Annotated in this window: 22 protein-coding genes; 2 read left to right on the top strand and 20 right to left on the bottom strand. The window is 44.2% G+C overall.

Features of this window, described 5'->3' with window-relative positions; translation table 11 throughout:
- Positions 1-195: 195 nt before the first annotated feature.
- The 5 genes from DDV21_RS01750 to DDV21_RS01730 are packed head-to-tail and all read right to left on the bottom strand — an operon-like array spanning position 196 to position 4,542.
- Positions 196-1,056, bottom strand: a complete 861-nt coding sequence (locus DDV21_RS01750) for a DsbA family protein (RefSeq protein WP_116878956.1) — start codon at positions 1,054-1,056, stop codon at positions 196-198.
- On the bottom strand, positions 1,037-1,402 hold the full coding sequence (locus DDV21_RS01745) for a phenylpyruvate tautomerase MIF-related protein (protein ID WP_116878957.1): 366 nt from the start codon (positions 1,400-1,402) through the stop codon (positions 1,037-1,039). The genes DDV21_RS01750 and DDV21_RS01745 overlap by 20 nt, the downstream gene beginning before the upstream one ends.
- Positions 1,403-2,272, bottom strand: a complete 870-nt coding sequence (locus DDV21_RS01740) for an alpha/beta fold hydrolase (RefSeq protein WP_116878958.1) — start codon at positions 2,270-2,272, stop codon at positions 1,403-1,405.
- A gap of 27 nt (positions 2,273-2,299) precedes the next feature.
- A complete protein-coding gene (locus DDV21_RS01735) occupies positions 2,300-3,358 on the bottom strand; it encodes an aspartate-semialdehyde dehydrogenase (protein WP_116878959.1) in 1,059 nt (352 codons plus the stop codon).
- Between the two features lie 41 nt (positions 3,359-3,399).
- Positions 3,400-4,542, bottom strand: coding sequence for an NADH-dependent flavin oxidoreductase (locus tag DDV21_RS01730; protein WP_116878963.1), 1,143 nt, complete (start codon positions 4,540-4,542; stop codon positions 3,400-3,402).
- Between the two features lie 356 nt (positions 4,543-4,898).
- Here DDV21_RS01730 and DDV21_RS01720 point away from each other — a divergent pair, with 356 nt between their 5' ends.
- On the top strand, positions 4,899-5,264 hold the full coding sequence (locus tag DDV21_RS01720; protein ID WP_116878960.1) for a winged helix-turn-helix transcriptional regulator: 366 nt from the start codon (positions 4,899-4,901) through the stop codon (positions 5,262-5,264).
- Positions 5,265-5,363: 99 nt separating this feature from the next.
- On the opposite strand, the gene DDV21_RS01715 is transcribed toward DDV21_RS01720, so the two are convergent.
- The 14 genes from DDV21_RS01715 to DDV21_RS01655 all read right to left on the bottom strand — a co-directional run bounded on the left by DDV21_RS01715 (position 5,364) and on the right by DDV21_RS01655 (position 16,739).
- Positions 5,364-6,188, bottom strand: coding sequence for a ZIP family metal transporter (locus tag DDV21_RS01715; protein ID WP_116878961.1), 825 nt, complete (start codon positions 6,186-6,188; stop codon positions 5,364-5,366).
- 455 nt (positions 6,189-6,643) lie between these two features.
- Positions 6,644-6,778, bottom strand: a complete 135-nt coding sequence (gene rpmH, locus DDV21_RS01710; RefSeq protein WP_003102296.1) for a 50S ribosomal protein L34 — start codon at positions 6,776-6,778, stop codon at positions 6,644-6,646.
- 147 nt (positions 6,779-6,925) lie between these two features.
- Positions 6,926-7,216, bottom strand: a complete 291-nt coding sequence (locus DDV21_RS01705) for a hypothetical protein (RefSeq protein WP_116879162.1) — start codon at positions 7,214-7,216, stop codon at positions 6,926-6,928.
- Positions 7,206-7,607 carry a hypothetical protein gene (locus DDV21_RS01700; protein WP_116879163.1) on the bottom strand — a complete coding sequence of 134 codons (402 nt, stop codon included), beginning with the start codon at positions 7,605-7,607 and terminating at the stop codon, positions 7,206-7,208. Before DDV21_RS01700 ends, DDV21_RS01705 begins: the two co-directional genes overlap by 11 nt.
- Positions 7,592-8,899, bottom strand: coding sequence for a hypothetical protein (locus DDV21_RS01695; RefSeq protein ID WP_117287758.1), 1,308 nt, complete (start codon positions 8,897-8,899; stop codon positions 7,592-7,594). The genes DDV21_RS01700 and DDV21_RS01695 overlap by 16 nt, the downstream gene beginning before the upstream one ends.
- 5 nt (positions 8,900-8,904) lie before the next feature.
- Complete coding sequence (locus DDV21_RS01690; RefSeq protein ID WP_117287757.1) at positions 8,905-9,306, bottom strand: DUF1310 family protein; 402 nt, start codon at positions 9,304-9,306, stop codon at positions 8,905-8,907.
- Positions 9,307-9,406: 100 nt separating this feature from the next.
- Positions 9,407-9,568: a hypothetical protein gene (locus tag DDV21_RS11720; RefSeq protein ID WP_162886270.1), complete on the bottom strand. Its 162-nt coding sequence runs from the start codon at positions 9,566-9,568 to the stop codon at positions 9,407-9,409.
- 2 nt (positions 9,569-9,570) lie between these two features.
- On the bottom strand, positions 9,571-9,972 hold the full coding sequence (locus DDV21_RS01685; protein ID WP_116879186.1) for a DUF1310 family protein: 402 nt from the start codon (positions 9,970-9,972) through the stop codon (positions 9,571-9,573).
- Positions 9,973-10,088: 116 nt separating this feature from the next.
- On the bottom strand, positions 10,089-10,493 hold the full coding sequence (locus tag DDV21_RS01680; RefSeq protein ID WP_116879195.1) for a DUF1310 family protein: 405 nt from the start codon (positions 10,491-10,493) through the stop codon (positions 10,089-10,091).
- A gap of 221 nt (positions 10,494-10,714) precedes the next feature.
- Positions 10,715-11,707 (bottom strand): RNA-binding cell elongation regulator Jag/EloR, encoded by a 993-nt coding sequence (gene jag / locus DDV21_RS01675; protein ID WP_116879122.1) that lies wholly within the window; start codon positions 11,705-11,707, stop codon positions 10,715-10,717.
- 520 nt (positions 11,708-12,227) lie between these two features.
- Positions 12,228-13,043, bottom strand: a complete 816-nt coding sequence (locus DDV21_RS01670) for a YidC/Oxa1 family membrane protein insertase (RefSeq protein WP_116879121.1) — start codon at positions 13,041-13,043, stop codon at positions 12,228-12,230.
- Positions 13,027-13,386, bottom strand: a complete 360-nt coding sequence (gene rnpA, locus DDV21_RS01665) for a ribonuclease P protein component (protein ID WP_116879120.1) — start codon at positions 13,384-13,386, stop codon at positions 13,027-13,029. The genes DDV21_RS01670 and rnpA overlap by 17 nt, the downstream gene beginning before the upstream one ends.
- 94 nt (positions 13,387-13,480) lie before the next feature.
- On the bottom strand, positions 13,481-14,860 hold the full coding sequence (gene argH / locus DDV21_RS01660; protein ID WP_116879119.1) for an argininosuccinate lyase: 1,380 nt from the start codon (positions 14,858-14,860) through the stop codon (positions 13,481-13,483).
- Positions 14,861-15,530: 670 nt separating this feature from the next.
- Entirely contained in the window at positions 15,531-16,739 is a 1,209-nt protein-coding gene (locus tag DDV21_RS01655) for an argininosuccinate synthase (protein ID WP_116879118.1), read from the bottom strand.
- Between the two features lie 207 nt (positions 16,740-16,946).
- Between DDV21_RS01655 and DDV21_RS01650 the strand changes: the two genes are divergently transcribed.
- Positions 16,947-17,897, top strand: a complete 951-nt coding sequence (locus DDV21_RS01650; RefSeq protein WP_116879182.1) for an IS30 family transposase — start codon at positions 16,947-16,949, stop codon at positions 17,895-17,897.
- 400 nt (positions 17,898-18,297) lie between these two features.
- Here DDV21_RS01650 and gltX read toward each other — a convergent pair whose 3' ends face one another.
- Entirely contained in the window at positions 18,298-19,761 is a 1,464-nt protein-coding gene (gene gltX / locus DDV21_RS01645; protein ID WP_116877524.1) for a glutamate--tRNA ligase, read from the bottom strand.
- Between the last annotated feature and the right edge of the window lie 65 nt (positions 19,762-19,826).

Below are 19,826 nucleotides of genomic sequence, written 5' to 3'. Positions count from 1 at the left end.
TCCGAAATCTCTGATTTCGCAGACGCACCCCTGTCAAGATGACTAGAAGGGTGCGATCGTCTGATAAGACGACAAAGCCTTCAGACATCTACGGCTGGCTAAGCCTTGTGACAGAGGCTCAACTTACAGGTTCTCCCATTTTCAAGTTCGGACTGTCTGTGCACTCCAGCAGCGTTTAGGCCGGGTTCTGTTCATTTAACGGCGATAGTGTATAAACCAGCTGTTTTTAACTTTGTCTAAAACAAGATTTTCTGACAAAGGGGCAATAAACTCTTTTATTTCTTTCTCAGATTGAAAATCATAGACAGTTTTTAGTTCATTTAGCGAAATGATGGGGTGCTGGTCTAAAAGCTGTTTTAAATGTTTCAGATCTCTATCAGGCTGCTGCGGTTTGATCTGCTGTTCAGTCAATTGGCTGATAAGCCGGTCAAAGTTTGCAGCGGTGATAACGCCGCTAACTGCTGTCCAGCGGCCCTCATAGCTCAGACGATAGACCGGGAGACCTCCGATATGAAGCATCTCCAGTTCTGAAAAATCTTTGTTCAGCGCTGCTGAGACAGAATCGCTTTGATAATAATGTATAAAATTAGCTTTTGAAAGCCCAAAGGTTTCAGCCAGTTCAAGGAGAACTGATAGTTTTGTTGTCTGCCTGCCTTCTGCAATCGTGGCAAGACGCAGGCGGTACAAGAAAGCCTCTGCCTGCTGCGGAACTAAGTATTCCACAGTCTTATAAGCCAGACTTAAAGGCAGACTGGTCGTTTCAGCAACTGAAAACAAATTCAGGTTATCCATATTCATAGGCATCCCAGAGATAGCTTCTTCCGCCAGATAGATTTGTGCCAGACGCCGGTTATACAACTTAAAAGCCTGCTCCGCTGGAAACGACCGTTCAAACGGAGTCATCCAGTCATAGACATCTTTGACCAAGACAGCCATACGGTAACGGATGGCAATCTTCCCTGCATAGTGGCTCTCTAAATAGCGCAGCACAGGCTCAGCTTCATAAGCTAGCCCCATCATTGGGTCAGCAAAAACATCAACTATCAGCATCATCATTGTCCTCCATATAGTAGCCAGCAACTGACCAAGATGTGATGGCGTGAAATTCAATGTAAGTATGTGCAACAGGGATGTTGAGTACCTTTTGAACGGCGAGGCTGATCAGCCTCGCTAAATCAGCATAGCCTAAACGCTTGGGATTGTTAAAAACAGAAACATTAACCAAAGCAAGAGGATCCTCCTTGCCCCGTAAATACATAGCTGTCTCAGGCTCTATAACGACCAGCAGTTCCTGCTCCGTTTTCCCCGGAACAGCTTCAATGGCTTGTCCGAAAAGTGTTTTTAAGTCGAGTATTTCTTGTCTGTTTAAAGGGAGATTGGTTTTTAAGCTGATAAAAGGCATCTAGTCCTCCTTTCGCCATTTGGAAATTAATTCTTTGATCCTGTCGGCGACTGTTTGTTCTTTTTGCTGATAAGTGTGCCCCGTTTTTTCGATAAAAATCAGCTCATTATCCTGAGGGCGCTGAAAATGCTGATTGATATTTTCTAAAAACCAGGCCGGATTTCCGTAAGTAAAACGGTCATAGGTCCCAATCAGAAGCGCTCCTCTGTGCTTAATGGCTTCAATCTGGGAAAAATCACCGTCTTTTTCGACGTGAACATTGTTTAAGATATTGTCAAACAGCCAGCCATAAGCTGTATCTGCTGTGCATGGAATCCAGCCGAGCAGAGGAAAGGGCAGTTTTTCTCGGCCGCGGCCTTCTGCTAGAAATTGTTGAACAAGCGCTTTTTCCTGCTCTGTTACTTGGCTGGTTAAATGAGTCAGATTGGCAGGCGATAGTAAAATAAATTGTTTCACAACGGTTTCAGAGTGACGTGATAAATAATAAATGACTTTATTGGCTCCGAGCGAATGTCCGGCCAGATAGATGTTTTGATAACCCTTTGACTGTGCCCAATTAAGGTAAGCTTCAATGTCATCGTCTGTATCGGCAAAATCTTCATTCCAAGAGCCAATTATCTCTGTTTGCCCTGTCACCTGATTCTTGGTTTCTATTTCATTGAAAGCATCATTAGTTTGTGCATAGACAAAATCAATACCTGCCTCTGCCAAGGTCTTGCCAATCGTCACATAGAAAGGATTAGAATAAAAGTTGCCGTGAATCCCGGTTACAGCGATCAAAACTGTATCCGATGGGCGTTCAGAGAGAAAGGCAACCCCGTCCAGCAGAACGCCTCGTTGGGTTGCAGCTTTTAAAGCTTGTGTTTGCATAAGGGTTTCCTGATTTCCTTTCAATTATTATTCTCGGTTTGGGCGTATGAAATCATTCTGATGCAGGCTCAAGGCAATCTGGATAGAATTCCAGGCTGCCCCTTTTATGACATTATCAGCAACCACCCACATATGAATGCCATTGGGCTGATCTAAATCCTTGCGGACTCGGCCGACCAGAGTTTCCTTGCGCCCAGCTGTAAAGACTGCCTGCGGATAAAGCTGCTTGTCTGGATCGTCCTCTAAAACAGTACCGGGAAACGCTGCAATCGCAGCCTTAACTTCATCAATAGGAGCTTCTTTTGCGGTCTCAATGTAAACAGATTCAGAATGTGCGTACAGAACAGGGACTCTGACACAGGTTGCAGAAACAGCTATACTGTCATCTTCCATAATTTTTTTAGTCTCTCTGGTCATTTTCATTTCTTCAAATGTATAACCATTCTCTGTAAAAACATCTATCTGAGGCAGAGCATTAAAAGCGATGGGGTAATGTTTTTTTCCGCCACTGACTGGCAAAACGGCCGCTTTAGTATCCCGGGGTGCCAAGCCATCATTTAAAACCTGCTTGAACTCACTGACAGCCTCATCAACAGCCGATTGTCCTGCACCGGAAACAGCCTGGTAAGTTGAAACGATGATTCGCTTCAGTCCCCACTTTTGACGGATCGGCTCCAAAGCCATCATCATTTGAATTGTAGAACAGTTGGGACAGGATATGATTCCCTGATGGTCAGCCAAAGCATGTCCATTGACCTCAGGAACTACCAAGGGAACAGCCTCATGCTGCCTAAAATAAGAAGTATTATCTATGACAACAGCTCCAGCTTGGACTGCACAGGAGGCAAACCTTGCGGAAACAGCGGCACCCGCTGAAAACAGGGCAATATCAATGTGTTCAAATGATTTTTCTGTCGTTTCTTCCACTGTCACATCCTGTCCTTTAAACAACAGCTTTTTACCAGCCGAGCGGGCAGAAGATAGTAAACGCAAGCGGTCAATCGGAAGTTCTGCTGTTTCTAATAATGCCAGCATGCATCTGCCGACAGCCCCTGTCGCTCCAACAATAGCAACACTGTATCCCATTATTTCTCCTTTGCTTTTTAATATTTAACTAAGCTGTGCGGTCAATATTCTTCAGACTTATAGCGAAGGGCAAACTGTTTTGAAGGCGGATAGAAATCCATACCCTGCCTTGTTCCTTCTAACATGGCAGGCGTGTATCGGTAATAATCAGCCTTATCCCAATCAAACTGTCTTTCAATGTCATCTTCACGACCGCTTTTTATCTTATCTATCAAGTCAGGGTTCAGCATAACAGATTTTCCAACAGCAATAAACTCTGCAAAACCTGTTTCATAAGCTGCAGCTATTTGATCAGCCGTATAAAGATTGCCCACACCAATAAAAGGCAAGCGGCCTCCAATCCGGTCATGCAGGAGCTGCATACGATAAGCGCGGCTGTCTGCTCCCCGGCGGGCTTTTTTATAAAAATCCCACAGTGAAACATGAAGATACTGCAAAGGTTTTTCAGTCAGAGCATCTACCAGGGCAAAGGTTTCCTTCATCGTCAGTCCTTTCTCTCCCGGCTCTTCCGGTGAAAAGCGGTAGCCAACAATAAAATCCGGTCTTTGATGTTTCTGACGGACAGCATCAATAGCATCAATAACAGCTAAAGGAAAATGCAGCCGTTTTTCCAAACTGCCGCCCCACTCATCATCGCGGCGGTTAAACGTTTCAGAAACGAACTGCTGGATCAGCCAACCATTAGCACCGTGTATTTCAACACCATCATGGCCGGCTAATAGAGCAAGTTCTGCCGCATAAGCAAAAGCCTTAACCAAGGCAGCGACTTCTTCACTGGACAAAGCCCGCGCCCCGGAAAATAATTCCTGACTAGGACCGACAACACCATAGCCTTTTGTCATATCAGCCTGAGCTCGAATACCGGAGTGGGCCAGCTGTACAACAGATTTTGCTCCCTGCTCATGGGCAATCTGCGCGTACTCTTTTAAAGTCTCCAAATGCCTCTCATCATAGGCGTTTGGGGACGCAAAACCGATCCCTGACGGATGCACATTTGTAAAAGGCATAATATAGAGACCAAAACCCTTAAAGCGGTTATGCCAAAAATTCCGTGCAGCGGGTGTCAGTTCACCGTCCTCACCTGAATCATAGATAGTTAAAGGCGCAACTGTCAGCCGATTTTTCAGCTGCACACCATTGTTAAATGTATAAGGTTCAAATAACTTTTCGTATCGCTCTTTCATTTTTGCTTCCTCACTTTCCTTTGTTACAGGACTTGACCTGAGATAAAACTTATTATAAAATGGTGGAAACAAAAAAACAAGTACGCACATTTTTCTTCCTTAAACTTTTTTTGAAAAATGCTGCCTTGAAATGGAACACTACCTAAACGCTGTGTAAAAAAGATAGCTAAGTTTAGAATTGATTTCAAGTTAACTAGCCGTAGACGTCTGAAAGCTTTGTCGCCTAACAGTCGACCGCAGCTTTCTAGTCGTCTTGGCAGAGGTGCGTCTGCGAAATCAAAGATTTCGGACTTACCGTCATTTTTACTTTGCGTTCTTAACGGCCTTTGTATCTTGTTATTGGAAGGAGCTGCAGCTTGGAACAACAGACTTTTGATGCTAAAGTAAATTATTTTAAAGAGAATACCCCTGAGAACTGTCCTATTATTCATTCCATGAAAATCATCGGTTCAAAATGGAAAATTCCCGTACTGTGGTATCTCATGCTCAATGACGGACAGCATTATAATGAACTGAAACGCACTATCGGAGGGATTACTAATACCATGCTGACCAGAAGCCTGCGCGAATTAGAAGAAGACGGTCTTCTTTGCCGTCATGACTACGGAACCGTCCCACCTTCTGTCACCTACCATCTGACCGACATGGGCAAAGCGCTGATCAACACTATGGGAGAACTATTTGAGTGGGGTATTGCGCATATGAAGAGCAGCAAGCGTTAGGCAGACACCAAATCATCAGCTTAGACCATTCTGAGATTCAAAAAGCAGGAGTGAAGATTTCCTTTCACTCCTGCTTTTTTATCTATTTATAAAAACTCGTTAACCTAAAGCAACGTCCATTACCATCATGATAACAAAACCAACCATCAGACCCAATGTTGCAATATCTGTGTTGCCATTTGTCTGAGATTCAGGGATGAGCTCTTCTACAACTACAAAAATCATAGCTCCCGCTGCAAAAGCTAAAGCATAAGGGATAATTTGCAGCATAATCAAGACTAAAGCTGCACCGAGCACAGCACCGATAGGCTCAACAACAGCAGACATTGCCCCCATGTAAAAAGCGTGAGCGCGTGAACTGCCATCTGCTCTAATCGGAATGGAAAGCGCCGCTCCCTCAGGAATGTTTTGCAGACCAATCCCAATCGCCAGACCGATAGCACCAACCAGACCGGCCGCTGTCATATTCCCGGAAGCCAAGGCCCCGAAGGTGACACCCACAGCCAGGCCCTCTGGAAAATTATGGATTGTAATGGCTAAAAACAGCAGGGCAGTTTTTGACAAACTTTTTCTGGGCTGAATCCCTTCTGCATCGCCCACTTCCTTGCCTAAATGAAGATGGGGGACAAGCGCATCAATCAACCGAAGCCCCAGGCCGCCCAACATAAACCCCAGGGCAGCCGGAACCCAGGCCCAACTGCCATAGTCTGCCTCAGCATAATCAATAGAAGGGGCTAAGAGAGACCAGAATGAGGCTGCAATCATGACACCGGCCGCAAATCCCATCATGACATCCAAAAGTTTTCGGCTGATACTTCTAAAAAAAAGCACTACTCCTGAGCCCAGAATCGTACAGCCCCAAGTAAACAGACCAGCCAAAAAAGCCAGCCAAACCACATTTTGCGACATCATCCACTCAATCATTCTTTTCTTCTCCTTTTTATTAGCTACAAAAACCGTATCGAACCCCAACAAAAAAGCGACAGTAGTCAGGGAGTGGAACAAAATCATGGACCATAAGGCTTCTTCACTCTCTCATTTCTAGGTTCGGGCGGCTATATGGTATTCCCGCAGCGCTTAAGCCGTATTCAGTTCCGTTTATGGCTTATCGCTTTTACAAAACTTACCGTATTTAGGGCCCAGTCGCTTCTCTTGCTGGCTGTTTCTCCATTTAAATAACAGAAACAAACCGAGCTTCCTCTTTTAAGGCCCGTTGTTTTAATCATATCACAAAATAAATTAAAATCAATGTTATTAAAAATATGCTAACTGTTTTCAGTCCGAGTAAAAGCTGCGCAGTCCAGGTCTCAAGTAAACAAAATTCAAAAAAACCAGAAGCCTCGAGCACTTCTGGTTTCGATTTAATCATAACAGCTGTCTTAAGCTGATAAAACTTTACGCCCTTTGCGGCGGCGGCTGGCAAGCACACGGCGGCCGTTTTTAGTCGCCATCCGATGGCGGAAACCGTGTTTCCGCTGACGGCGGATTTTACTTGGTTGATAAGTACGTTTCACGTTTAAGAATACCTCCTCATAGATTTTCGTATTCGTTTAGCCGGCTATTGTGATATCAGTTACTAAACATACTAACCTATTTTATAATAAAGCGCCGACCCTGTCAAGATTTACAGAATTTTTTTGTCGTGGGTCAAAACTGCCCTCTCAGCTCTTTTCTGGAAAAATCTCATCATACTTGGCGCTCTCAGTTTCGATACTCGTCTTAAGCGCCTTGGAAAACTGCCCCATCATGGCTTCTGAACTGTCCAGCTTGTCAGCTAAGGCTCTTAAAGCCTTCTGTGTCGCTGATACACTCTCAGACATCGCCTGCTGGCATGCTTCTTCCAGTTCCTCTTTCTTTGCCTTTAAAGCCGGAGCGACTAAGTGGCGGATATGATCTTCCTCCAGCTTGCGCCCAAAGGCTTTGCCGTCTTTGTAATCTGTCTTATTCCCCATTCAGGTATGCCTCCCGCAGCTTGGCGATAGCTTTCTCATAACGATCACAATCTTTATGATAGGCAGCAGTCAGCTCCTCCGACCGTTCCTCCCAGTCCCTGAGATCAGATTGATAAGCCTTCCTCAAACGCTCTTGATGATTAGCTAAAACCACTGTGTAAGGGTTCCAAACCGCCCCCTGTCCAAATTGTAACGACAGGCGTTTAAGCAAGGACTGTCCCTCTTCCGTCATCTCATCAATCCGTTCCGACGCTGACTGATAAGCCGAGGCCAGCTCATTCCCCTCATTATCCAGCTGCAAGCGCTTCTGGCTGTAGCTCTCCTGATAGGCAGCATAGGCTTTCTTTTTAGCCTGCCACTGATCATAAACACTTTTTACATCTGCCGCCATTGACTAAACTCCTTTGCTAGATTTGTATCTGCTTCTAAAAGTGCAGCAACACCCTGCTCAATCTCGCCCTCTTTTTCCGTCAGTGTACCGGCTATGGTCTGAGCCTGACTGACCTTGTCCAGCAGCTCTTCTGCAGGTTTGTCCACAATATCTGTCCGACCGGCTCCTTCCTCAGCTAAAATGGCCTCAATCTCATCACCACTCAGACTCTTGCCCAAAGCGGCACCTGCTAAAGCCGTATTATAGGCTGACTGCAGGTCAGCGGCCGCATTGCTCTGAAGCTGCTCCAGTTCCTCCGCACCGCTTTGAGCTGCGGCAGCTATAGCTGCCCCTATTGCCAAAGCCTGCTCACTGTCTAAATAAATCTGCTCGTGCTCCGAATAACCGCCCTGACTTAAGGCCTTTTTATGGGTCTGCAGGAGCTCCAAACTCTCTTTTAACTCTTTAAGGGTATAAGTATACAAATCCTTGTGGTAAGTCGATAAGGTATCAGTTTCTAAAAGCAGGTTACCCTTTTCATCATAACGGTAGCCGCCCCACATGTGCTGCTCCGTGATATTGCCTACCCAGCCCTTGTCTGTGACTTCTCGGCTGTAGACATGGCCGACAATACCGACAGCTTCCTCACTCCCTTCAGCCGCATAACCCAGACCGATAAAGTCTTTATGGTCAATATAATTATAGATTCGGCCTTTTATCCGGTCGACTTGCTTTTGCTGACGGCGGCTCATGGTACTGTAAGTATTGGGACCGTTATAAATCCAGGCGCCTTTAATACGCAGAACATCATCGCCTTTCAAGTCCGCCATGGCATACTGGGCATCCATGGACCCCAGAGAGTGGGCATAGATATTAAATTGGGCATTAGGGTAGGTTTTTAAAATGTCTTTCAGAGCCTGAGCGGATACTTTCAGCTGCTCAGTTCCGCGTCCCTCATCCATCTCCGTATAGGGGTAGCTGGTCTCAGGACCTGCGAAAATCCGCGCAGCCATGGGAATATCATTTTTGACCCAGTCGGTCACCCAGTCCTCTCCCTTGAAGAAACTGGTCGAGCCCCGAAAGAGCACCGTCACCTCCTGAACACTTTCAGGATTATCAGCTGTCCCATTGGGCGTAATTACATAAACCTGTTCCCCAGAACCGCTGTCCGTCCCGTCTTGGATAGAGGACACCTTGCCGATAATCAATTTTTTCCCATCAACTTGAACTTGAACAATACGGTTTTCCTCTAGTTTATTATTATATTCTTCATTTGCAATAGCAACACGTTCTTTGTCTGTTATTGTTTCCATGTCCCTTACTGCCCCCCTTCAACTTCAATTAGCTTAGTCAATTCAGGTGAAACAGTACTACTGTTACTTTCTAGTTTACCTTTATTTTTATTAATAGTGCAGGTAATATCTAGCTCGGGTTTATTATTAATGATTAAAGTTACAAATAATCCTCCCATAGGTGATTTCTCTATACTATCGTAGTCAATCTGATAATTTCTAATGATTCCTTCATCTGTGAAAGCATTTGGGTCCTCTTTGTAAATCCAATTTTCAAATATTTCCTTCGCTTCCTCACTCTTAACAATCTCCAGCATAGCTTCTCTCTCCTTGTGCTCCTGATATTTCATATAACCTGCTCCTCCTGCTGTGATACCTGCACCGACCAGCAAAAGCACCAGCCAGATTTTGAGCCGTTTGGTCATCATCACCGCCCCCTTTTATGTGCTCTTAACAACCAATTACCTTTTAATGAGCTGTTAGGATAACATAAATAATATTCGTTTTCAAACAATGATGTCTATTTTTTTAAACCTGCTCCCCAGAACCGCTGTCCGTCCCGTCTTGGATAGAGGCGACTTCACCAATAATCTCTGTATCATTAATAATAGCAGGATCTCCTACTTGTAAGTCATCATATTCTAATTTTGCTATTTTTTGTCTATCTTGATCGTTATACTGTTTCCCCATGTCTATTCTTTCCCTTCTGAAAGCAGTCGTTTTAGTGATGCTGAATATCCTCCTGATGCTGAATAAGTATTTTTTGAAGGGTCTTTGTCTAGATCGTAACGAATATATAAATTTTTATCATTATTTATATAAACCGTTACTATTATACCTCCCATTGGATTACGTCGCACAGAATCATAATCAATCTTATATGTTCTTATAATACCTTCATCAGTTAAAGCTTTTTCATCTAAGTATTTAATTCGTTTTTCAAACACTTCTCTCGCTTCCTCACTCTTAACAATCTCCAGCATGACTTCTCGCTCCTTGTGCTCCTGATACTTCATATAACCTGCTCCTCCTGCTGTGATGCCTGCACCGACCAGTAAAAGCACCAGCCAGATTTTAAGCCGCTTAAACATCATCACCGCCCCCTTTTTATGTGCTCTTAACAACCAATTACCTTTTAATTAACTGTTAGGATAACACAAATAGTATTCGTTTTCAAGCAATATCAACTTTCTCTTTATCTGTATAACTATTACTCATTTTTCTCCTTTAACAAATCTGCTAACTCAGCTGACTGACTGCCTGATAAATTTTCTAATTCTCCTGTTTCAGGATTTTTATCAATTCCCATGTCTAATCGTATTTTTTTATCATTATTAATAATCAAATCAAAATCAATCCCTCCCATTGGATTATGTGAGATGCTGTCATAATCAATTTGATAAGACTGAATAAGGCCTTCAGTCGTAAAGGAGTTCTCATCAATATTTTTTATAGCTTCTTCACAGAGACTTTTCACTTCTTCACTCTTAACAATCTCCAGCATAGCTTCTCGCTCCTTGTGCTCCTGATATTTCATATAACCTGCTCCTCCTGCCGTGATACCTGCACCGACCAGTAAAAGCACCAGCCAGATTTTAAGCCGTTTAGACATCATCACCGTCCCCCTTTTATGTGCTCTTAACAACCAATTACCTTTTAATTAACTGTTAGGATAACATAAACAGTATTCGTTTTCAAACAATTGTGCCTGCGATTTAAGCTCCAAAATTGAGACAGAAGGATTTTTACCATAATATAAAAGCAAACTTACCATATCTTATAAAACAGTTAAAAAAAGCACCCATCAAGCTGCATTCTGCCTGACGAGTGTTTTCCTTACCTTTTATAAGCAACCACAACATAGCGGTTGGGGTCATTGCCTTCTGAATAACTTTCCACACCTTCAATCTTAGTGATGGTTTTATGAACAATTTTCCGTTCGCTGTTGCTCATCGGATCCATGGTATAGCTGCGTCCCGAGTCCAGCACCCGTCTTGCAACTTTCTGGGTAAAATCAATCAGTGTCTCTGTCCGGTGTTCAACATAGTCGTGCACATTCAGCGACACAATGAAATTTTTCGAATAACGGTCATACAAGAAATTTTGCGCCAAAAGCTGCAGGGACTTCAAAACTTTCCCGTGGTAGCCGATAACCCGGCCCGCCTCCGGTGTTTCAATCTGCAGATTGATTTGGCGGCTTGTATGACTGGGCTCAATCGTTGCATCAATATCCATTTCATAGATAACTTTTTTGACATAATCTCTGACACCGGCAGTTGCCTGCTCAATATCATCATTTTGAGCATCTATTTGAAATTCGGCAGCTACAAAAGCCGCAAAATCACTGTCTTTTTGCACGGTCTCAGGCAAGCCGTTTCCTGCCTGACCGTTTTTACCGGACGATTTTTCTGTATTGGAGGCTGCAGATTCAGCAGTCTGAACTTCTTTTAAAATAGTCTGTGGCGTCTTCCTAGTATCAAAAACGGCTTCTTTAAGCGCACTGTTCTCAGGCTGTCCGCCCTTTTCTTTCTCTTTCAATATATGGCTGGCTTTAGCCAATTCAAGAGCATCTTCACGTTTAGAAGATACAGGCGCATTTTGCCGATTGACTGCTTCCGGGACTCCTTTAACCGCTTTTTGGTCAGCCTTGTGGGCTGTAGCTTCTGTAATGCCTTCAACATCAACCTGAGCCGGCCGTTTCCCAAAACCTAAGAAACCTTTCTTTTCACGCGCAATCACTTTGATATGGGCTTTCAGACGCGAAATCTGCAATTCCTCCAGCCCTTTTTCAATAGCTTCTTCAACAGTAGAACCTGTGAAAATCACCATGGTAAATCTCCTTTAAATAAGATACAAAGGCCGTTTAAAAATCCGTATGAAAATAGGGACTGACAAGTGATGCTTGCATCACGATGACAGGCATCTTTTTCACTAGGATTTTAGGCCGTGTTCAATTCCAATAAGATACAAAGGCCGTTAAGAACGCAAAGAGAAAATAGGCGTCCGACCGCTGAGTCACTAAAGACTCAAGGGAGGACGATCTTTTTCTCACAGCGTTTAGGCCGTGTTCAATTCCATTAAGATACAAAGACCGTTTAAAAATCCGTATGAAAATGGCGGTAAGCCAGAAATCTATGATTTCGTCTGCGCACCCCTGCCAAGATGACTAGAAGGGTGATGTCGGCTGTCAAGACGACAAAGCCTTCAGTCAGCTACGGCTAGGGTAGTTTAACAAGATGCTTGCATCACGATGGCAGGCATACTCACAGAAGCAGCCACACTCGTATGTCAGCCTGCGGCTTCCTACGATTGCGTCTTTTTTTCACTAGGATTTTAGGCCGTGTTCAGTTTATTTTCTTTGTTTTTTTGCTTTTTTCTTAGCCCGGCGGATTCTCGCCTGCCGTTCTTTAGCTTCCCGCTCAGCCCGCTGCCTTTCTGCAATAATTTTAAAGGGGTTGTTGAGCAGGAGAATTTGGACAACCTGAAAAGCATTGGAAACTGTCCAGTAGAGAACCACCCCGCTGGCCAGACGGAAGCCCATAAAGAAAATCAAAGCCGGCAGCAGGTAGGTCATGATGGTCATCGCAAAATTCTTTTCTTTAGCTGCTTTGTTAGTCAGCCAAGATGACAGAAAAGTAAAGACAGCAGCAAGAACAGCAAGGATAAAATAGGGATCCGGCTGGGACAGCTCTACCCACAGGAACCTGCCGGTGCGCAGAAAAGCAACACGCGTCAAAGCCTGATAAAGAGCAATCATAACCGGCATTTGAATCGCCAGCGGAATAAAGCTGGCATGAGGGTTGACCCCGTATTTCTTATAAAGAGCCTGACTTTCTTCGGCCAGTTTCATCCGGCTGCCGCTATCCTTTCCGGGATACTGAGCCTGCAAGGCTTTCAGCTCTGGCTGCAGATCCTGCATTTTTTGCCCAGACTTAATCTGCATATTATACAGAGGCATGAGCAAGGCACGGATAACAATGGTAAAGAGAACAATCCCCAGACCTACTGACCCTCCAAATGACAGCCACTCGATGGCTTTGGCAAAAAAATAAACAAGCTGATCCCAGCCATTGCCCGACGAAGCGCTGACTTCACTGCGGCTGCAGGCAGACAGCAGCAACAGAGCAGCTCCTGCTACCCCCGATAACTTAATTTTTCTTTTCACTATCTAAACCTTCCTGATATAATTTGGCGAGTTTAAGAACATGCCGTAAATTTTTTTTAATTTCGTGATAATCTAAACACTCGGTTCCTTTTCTGGCAATGATGATAAAATCATCAGCAGCCAGATTTTTATCAAACTCCATTAAAACATGGCGAATTTTACGTTTAACAGCATTGCGGGTAACAGCATTGCCGATTTTCTTGCCAACAGAAATGCCGACCCGATAATGTGGCTGCTGCTTAGCCAAACGGTAAACAACAAATTTTCGGTTAGCAGCATTTTGGCCATGGTCAAAAATGGCTTGGAAATCTTTGTCACTCTTGACACGATAGGTTTTCTTCAAAACACAACTCCAAATATCTAAATTAGTACCATTATACCACAAAATAGAAAAAAGCCTCAACCCCTTGAAGTTTTGGCTTTTCTCAATATTTATTTTATTTTTTTCTGGCCTGTTGGATCTGCTGTTTAACTTGATCAAATCCTGTTCCGCCCAGTGACTGCCGCCTCTCCACAGCCGTATGGGAACGGAGAGTATCATAAATATCTTCTTCAATCAAATCAGAAATTTCTTGATAGCGCTCTAAGGGAACATCCTGCAGATAACAGCCGGCCTTGGTGCACTCTAACACTAATTTACCGACAACAGCATGCGCTTCACGGAAAGGCAGGCCTTTGTCAGCCAAATAGTCGGCCAGCTCAGTCGCATTGGAAAAATCCTGTTCTGTCGCCTGAGACATGACCTGTTCATGGACTGTCATTGTATCAAGCATACCTGCTAGGATATCAAGAGCAACAGTGACGGTTTCAGCCGTATCAAACATCCCTTCTTTATCTTCCTGTAAATCTTTATTATAAGCCAGAGGCAGAGATTTCATGACAGTCAGAAGGCCCAGAAGGTTCCCATAAACCCGTCCTGACTTCCCGCGAATTAACTCTGCCATATCGGGGTTCTTTTTCTGCGGCATGATTGAAGAACCTGTTGAGAAAGTGTCTGACAGACTGATAAAACTGAATTCTTTCGAGCACCAGTTAATGACCTCTTCACAGATACGGCTCATATGCATCATCAAAATACTGGCGTTGGCCAAGAATTCTAAAATGAAATCACGATCCGATACTGCATCGAGCGAATTGCTGTAAGGTTTTGCGAAGCCCAGCAAATCAGAGGTCCGTTCACGGTCTATAGGAAAAGTCGTTCCGGCAAGGGCAGCCGCTCCCAGCGGTGAGATATCGGTATGCTCCAAATTGAAAGCAAAACGTTCACGGTCTCTTGCAAACATGTTATAGTAAGCCAGCAAATGATGGCCGAAGGAAACCGGCTGAGCATGCTGCAGATGGGTATAGCCCGGCATAATGGTATAAGTATGCTTATCCGCAAGGTTAACCAGCACCGAACACAAATGATCCAATTTTTCAAGCACTTCTTTTAATTTAGCCTTCAAATATAAATGCATATCTGTAGCCACCTGATCATTCCGCGAACGGGCTGTATGGAGTTTTCCGGCTACAGGGCCAATCTCAGCTGTCAGCAGGGTCTCGATATTCATGTGGATATCCTCATTATCCACTGTAAACACCAGCTGACCAGCTTCATACTGCTCCAGCAGTTTTTCAAGCCCTGCCTTGATTGCTGCGGCCTCTTCAGCTGTAATAATTCCAGTCTCACCTAGCATAGTGACATGAGCCAGCGAACCTTGAATATCGTATTTAGCCATTTTTTGATCAAACGAAATCGAAGCCCCAAATTCTTCAACCCAGTCTTCAAGACCGGCTTCGAAGCGGCCTCCCCAAAGTTTGTGTTTTTTTGTCATCATCTATTACCGTATTAAAGAAAAATAAATCTGAATCGCTGCAGACTCCCTTTTTCTTCAGTCCTTTCTGTCTGCTTTTTGCTGCTGGCTGCTCGCAAGAGTCTGGGACAGCCTAATTTACTGTACAGCAATACATTTTTACAGCTGTAAATCCTTGTCTGGATGTATTTTAATGTTCAGGCACCCGCCTTAGCAGCAGCGGCTGTCCTAACCAAGTGTGCGGGAACAGAAGCAGTATATGGCAGCCCGAACTCAGACATTAAAGAGTGAAAGAAAACTTACAGCAGGAGTTCTTTAGCCTGCTCTCCCTTCGCTTTTTAAAGAATCAGCGGACTGTTCAATAAAATCCATTCTGCTGCAAAGCAATCCGGCAACCGGACTTGGCTTCGTATCCTCATAAAACAAGGGCGGGAATACTTTTCCCAGCCCTTTCTTGCCTCACCGGACAGTTTTTCTTAAAGGCCGGCTCACAGACCGGCTTTATTTAAGCCCGTTGTGCCTCACTGTACACATTCACGAGTTCTTTCAGCTATTAAGAAAAGAGGGCTTTCAGATGTGTCTCACTGTACACTTTTATCTGAAAACATCCCGCACTCTGCGGCTTATTTAGTAATAATGGGCTTTTCCTAAGACAGTAACTGCAAAGCACGGGGATAGCCTTTTCTTAAATCATTTAAATGGAATTCTTCTGAGCCTGATTCTGCACCTGAGCATTAACTTTTGTAGGCAGTCCCCAAAGTTTAATGAATCCGACTGCGCTGTCCTGATCAAAGGTATCAGCACTTGTATATGTAGCCAGATTCTCATCATAAAGAGAATTAGGTGACTTACGGGCTACAACCTTGGCTGAACCCTTATAAAGCTTAAGTTTTGCAGTGCCGTTTACGACCTTCTGACTCTCCTTAATATAAGCTAAGATGGCATCGGTGGCAGGACTGAACCAAAGTGCATTATAAATCAGATTAGCCAACTCATTTTCAAGAATAGGCTTGAAATGAGCAAGTTCCCGAACCAAAGTCAAATCTTCAATTTCTTTATGAGCGGTTAAAAGCGTTACGGCACCTGGACATTCATAAATTTCCCTTGATTTGATACCGACCAAGCGGTTTTCAACATGGTCAATCCGCCCAATGCCATGCTTGCCGGCAATTTCATTTAATTTCTGAATCAGATCAGCCACTTTCATTTTTTGGCCGTCAAGGGCAACAGGACTGCCCTTTTGAAATTCAATTTCAATATAATCAGGCTGATCGGGTGCATCCTCAACAGCGTTCGTGATGCCAAATGCATCTTCGGGCGCCTCATTCCATGGGTTTTCAAGAACGCCGCATTCATTAGCGCGCCCCCAAAGATTTTGGTCAACCGAATAAGGGTTATCAAGATCTGCAGGTACCGGAACACCATTCGCTTTGGCATACTCAATCTCTTCCTCACGCGACCACTTCCATTCACGGACTGGGGCGATGACTTTTAAATTAGGATCGAGCGCAGCAATGGCAACCTCAAACCGAACCTGGTCATTCCCTTTGCCGGTACAGCCATGTGCAATCGTATTAGCATTCGTTTTATGCGCAATTTCTACCAGCTTCTTAGCAATAATCGGCCGGCTGAGAGCCGAGACCAGAGGGTATTTCTGCTCATAATAAGCATGCGCCCAGAGTGCAGGCAGAACATAATCCTCCGCAAATTCATCTTTGACATCGAGAACATAAGACTCAACCGCTCCCACTTTTAGGGCTTTATCATGGATAAAATCAAGATCCTTGCCTTCGCCGACATCCATACAGACCGCAATCACATCGTAGTCTTTTTTTAGCCAGGTAATGGCAACAGAGGTATCAAGACCGCCTGAGTAGGCTAAAATCACTTTTTCTTTAGACATATCTTTTCTCTTTTCTTATATTTATTAGCTATGTGTCCATGATAATGTATATTTATTCTTTTGTCAACCCTTTTTCTGTATATTTTTTTAAAAAATGTATTTTTATACTTAAATGAAAGTTCTAAAATGAAGTTAGCCACTTAGATGCAAAAAAACACCTCTATGTTACACTTGTAGTTGACGAAAACACAAGTAAAGGACATAGAGATGCAAGACCATTATACACCAACAGGCAAGCACTTGACAATAGCTGATCGCCGCTTGATTGAACGCTGGAAGCAAGAAGGGAAATCTAATCGTGAGATTGCAGGTCTCTTAGGCAAAGCTCCTCAAACGATAAACAACGAGATGAAACGTGGACTGGTCCTCCAACAGGTGCGTAAGGGGAAGTTTGAGAAGCTTTATAGGGCGGATAGAGCTCAGGAAGTGTATGAGATTAATCGAAAAAATAGCCGTAAAGCTGTTAGTCTCACGAAGAAAGTCAAGGAAACCATTGTCCACTACATCAAGCTGAAGTGGTCACCTGAGATGATTTCAAAACGTAAAGTCAACGTCCCACAATCCACCATATACTACTGGATGGACAAGGGGTACCTGGGGCTGACTAAGGCAGATAGGCTGTATCCAAGAAAAGGCAAATCCCCTAAGAAAACAGCCAGTCCTAATTTCATGCCTGTTGGAAAGTCGATTGAGGAGCGGCCTGAAGCGATCACTCAACGACTGGAGGCTGGGCATTATGAGATTGATACGGTTGTTCAGACACGGGCTAAAGCGCCTTGCTTTCTGACATTAACAGATCGAAAAACCAGGTATGAAATCATTCGTTACTTGCCCAGTAAGACAGCACAAGCCGTTAACGAAGCCTTGTCGAGCATTTTACAGGAATATCAGATCACGTCAATCACAGCTGATAATGGGGCAGAATTTGCTAGACTAAGCGAGATTTTTAGTGAAGAGAAGATCTACTATGCTCACCCTTATTGCTCTTGGGAAAGAGGCTCTAATGAGAATCACAACCGTCTTATTCGACGTTTCCTACCCAAGGGAAAAACAAGAGCGACCAGAAAACTGGCCACTCAGATTGAATGGTGGATAAACAATTATCCCAAACGAATATTAAACTACAAGACACCTAGAGAAATTGTATTCAGTGGCTAACTTCAACTTGAAATTTAGCTTTTTATACTTAAATTCCCAGCCTAGAGCTTTATCATCAATAGAGCAGGTATTTTGAATTTTATTGCAGCAAAAAGTAACAATTGCTGGGAAAGGCGAGTTTGCCGCCCTGCTTCCAATCAGCCACTGCGCCAAACTCATCTGTTTAAAAAGTAAAAGGAGGCAGGACTTTCTGTGTCCAACCTCTTCTTTTACTTTTATATATTTTTACAGCTGCAGGGTCTTACCTGGACTGCTTACTGTTCTGCAGCAATCCATCCTGACCTGATATACACGGGGGTGGCAAGCATCCAGTCTCGGATCCAGGCAAAAACTGAAAGTGCGAGAGAAAACTTACGGCAGGGGATTTTTAGCCCACTTTCTGCTGCGGTTTCTCTTGAATTTATAGCTGTTCCTGCATCTTTTCGATATGGCGGATAGCCTTTTCCCGTCCAAGCAGAAAGATAGTATCCGGCAGTTCAGGGCCGTGCATTTCACCTGAAACAGCAATACGAATCGGCATAAAGAGATTTTTCCCTTTAATCCCTGTCTCTTTTTGCACTGCTTTAATCTGCGGGAAAATATTTTCGGCAGTGAAATCATCGTCACTCATAGCTTCCAGCTTCGCTTTGAAAGCTTCTAAAACTGTCGGTACCGTTTCTCCTGACATAAAGTCACGTTCGGTTTCCGTTAGCTCCGGAAAATCGGCAAAAAATAGGTCCGTTAGGGGCACAATCTCATCTGCCGATTTCAGTTGCGGCTGATAGAGCGCCACCAGCTTTTCTGCCTTGTCTGTTAAACGGCCCGCTGCTTCAAGAAATGGCTTGCAAAGACCAAAGACCGTTTCAAAATCTGCATTTTTAAGATATTCATTGCTCAGCCAGTCCAATTTCTTCTGATCAAACGCGGCCGGCGACTTACTGAGACGCTTCTCATCAAAAAGCTCAATCAGCTCCTGACGGGAAAATATCTCATTTTCACCGCCTGGGTTCCAGCCCAGCAGAGCAATAAAGTTGAAGACCGCTTCCGGCAGATAGCCTTTTTTGCGGTAATCCTCGATAAACTGCAGAGTGTTGGTATCACGTTTAGAGAGCTTCTTGCCGGTTTCTGCATTAACAATCAAAGTCATGTGGCCAAACTGAGGTGCCTGCCAGCCCAAGGCTTCATAAACCATCAGCTGCTTAGGTGTATTGGCAATGTGGTCATCTCCGCGAATAACATGCGAAATCTCCATAAGATGATCGTCAACAACAACCGCAAAATTATAAGTCGGATAGCCGTCTTTCTTTTGAATGACCCAGTCACCGCCGATGTTAGCACCTGTAAATTCAATTTCCCCCTTAACCATGTCATCCCACTTATAAATCCCAGCCTCATTAACAGCTAAACGCACAGTCGGCACAATCCCGGCAGACTTGCGCTCTGCGATATAGGCAGACTTCTCCGCTTCAGACATTCCGAGGTATTCATTGATATAGCGCGGCGTTTCGCCAGCTGCTTCCTGACGTTCGCGCTCCGCAGCGAGCTCATCTTCGGTCACATATGATTCATAAGCCAGCCCCTTTTCCAGAAGCTCTTTAATATAGCCCTGATAAATTTCTAAGCGTTCTGACTGGCGGTAGGGGCCGTAAGCACCTGGTTCTGCCGGACTTTCATCCCAGTCCACGCCCAGCCAGCTGAGATTTTCCAGCTGGGAACGCTCGCCGTCTTCAACATGGCGTTTACGGTCAGTATCCTCAATCCGAACGATAAACTCACCGCCGTAATGGCGGGCATAGAGGTAATTAAAGAGCGCGGTCCGCGCATTGCCGATATGTAATAAGCCGGTTGGACTTGGTGCATAACGCACCCGAATTTTCTGAGTCATGCTTTTCTCCTGTCAATTTTTCAATCGTTCTTATTATAGCACAAATTAAACACAGAACAAGGAGA

The organism is Streptococcus chenjunshii, from assembly GCF_003086355.1.
Taxonomy (GTDB): domain Bacteria; phylum Bacillota; class Bacilli; order Lactobacillales; family Streptococcaceae; genus Streptococcus; species Streptococcus chenjunshii.
The sequence above is the reverse complement of the archived record's forward strand: the minus strand, read 5'-3'. Positions and strand labels throughout refer to the sequence as shown.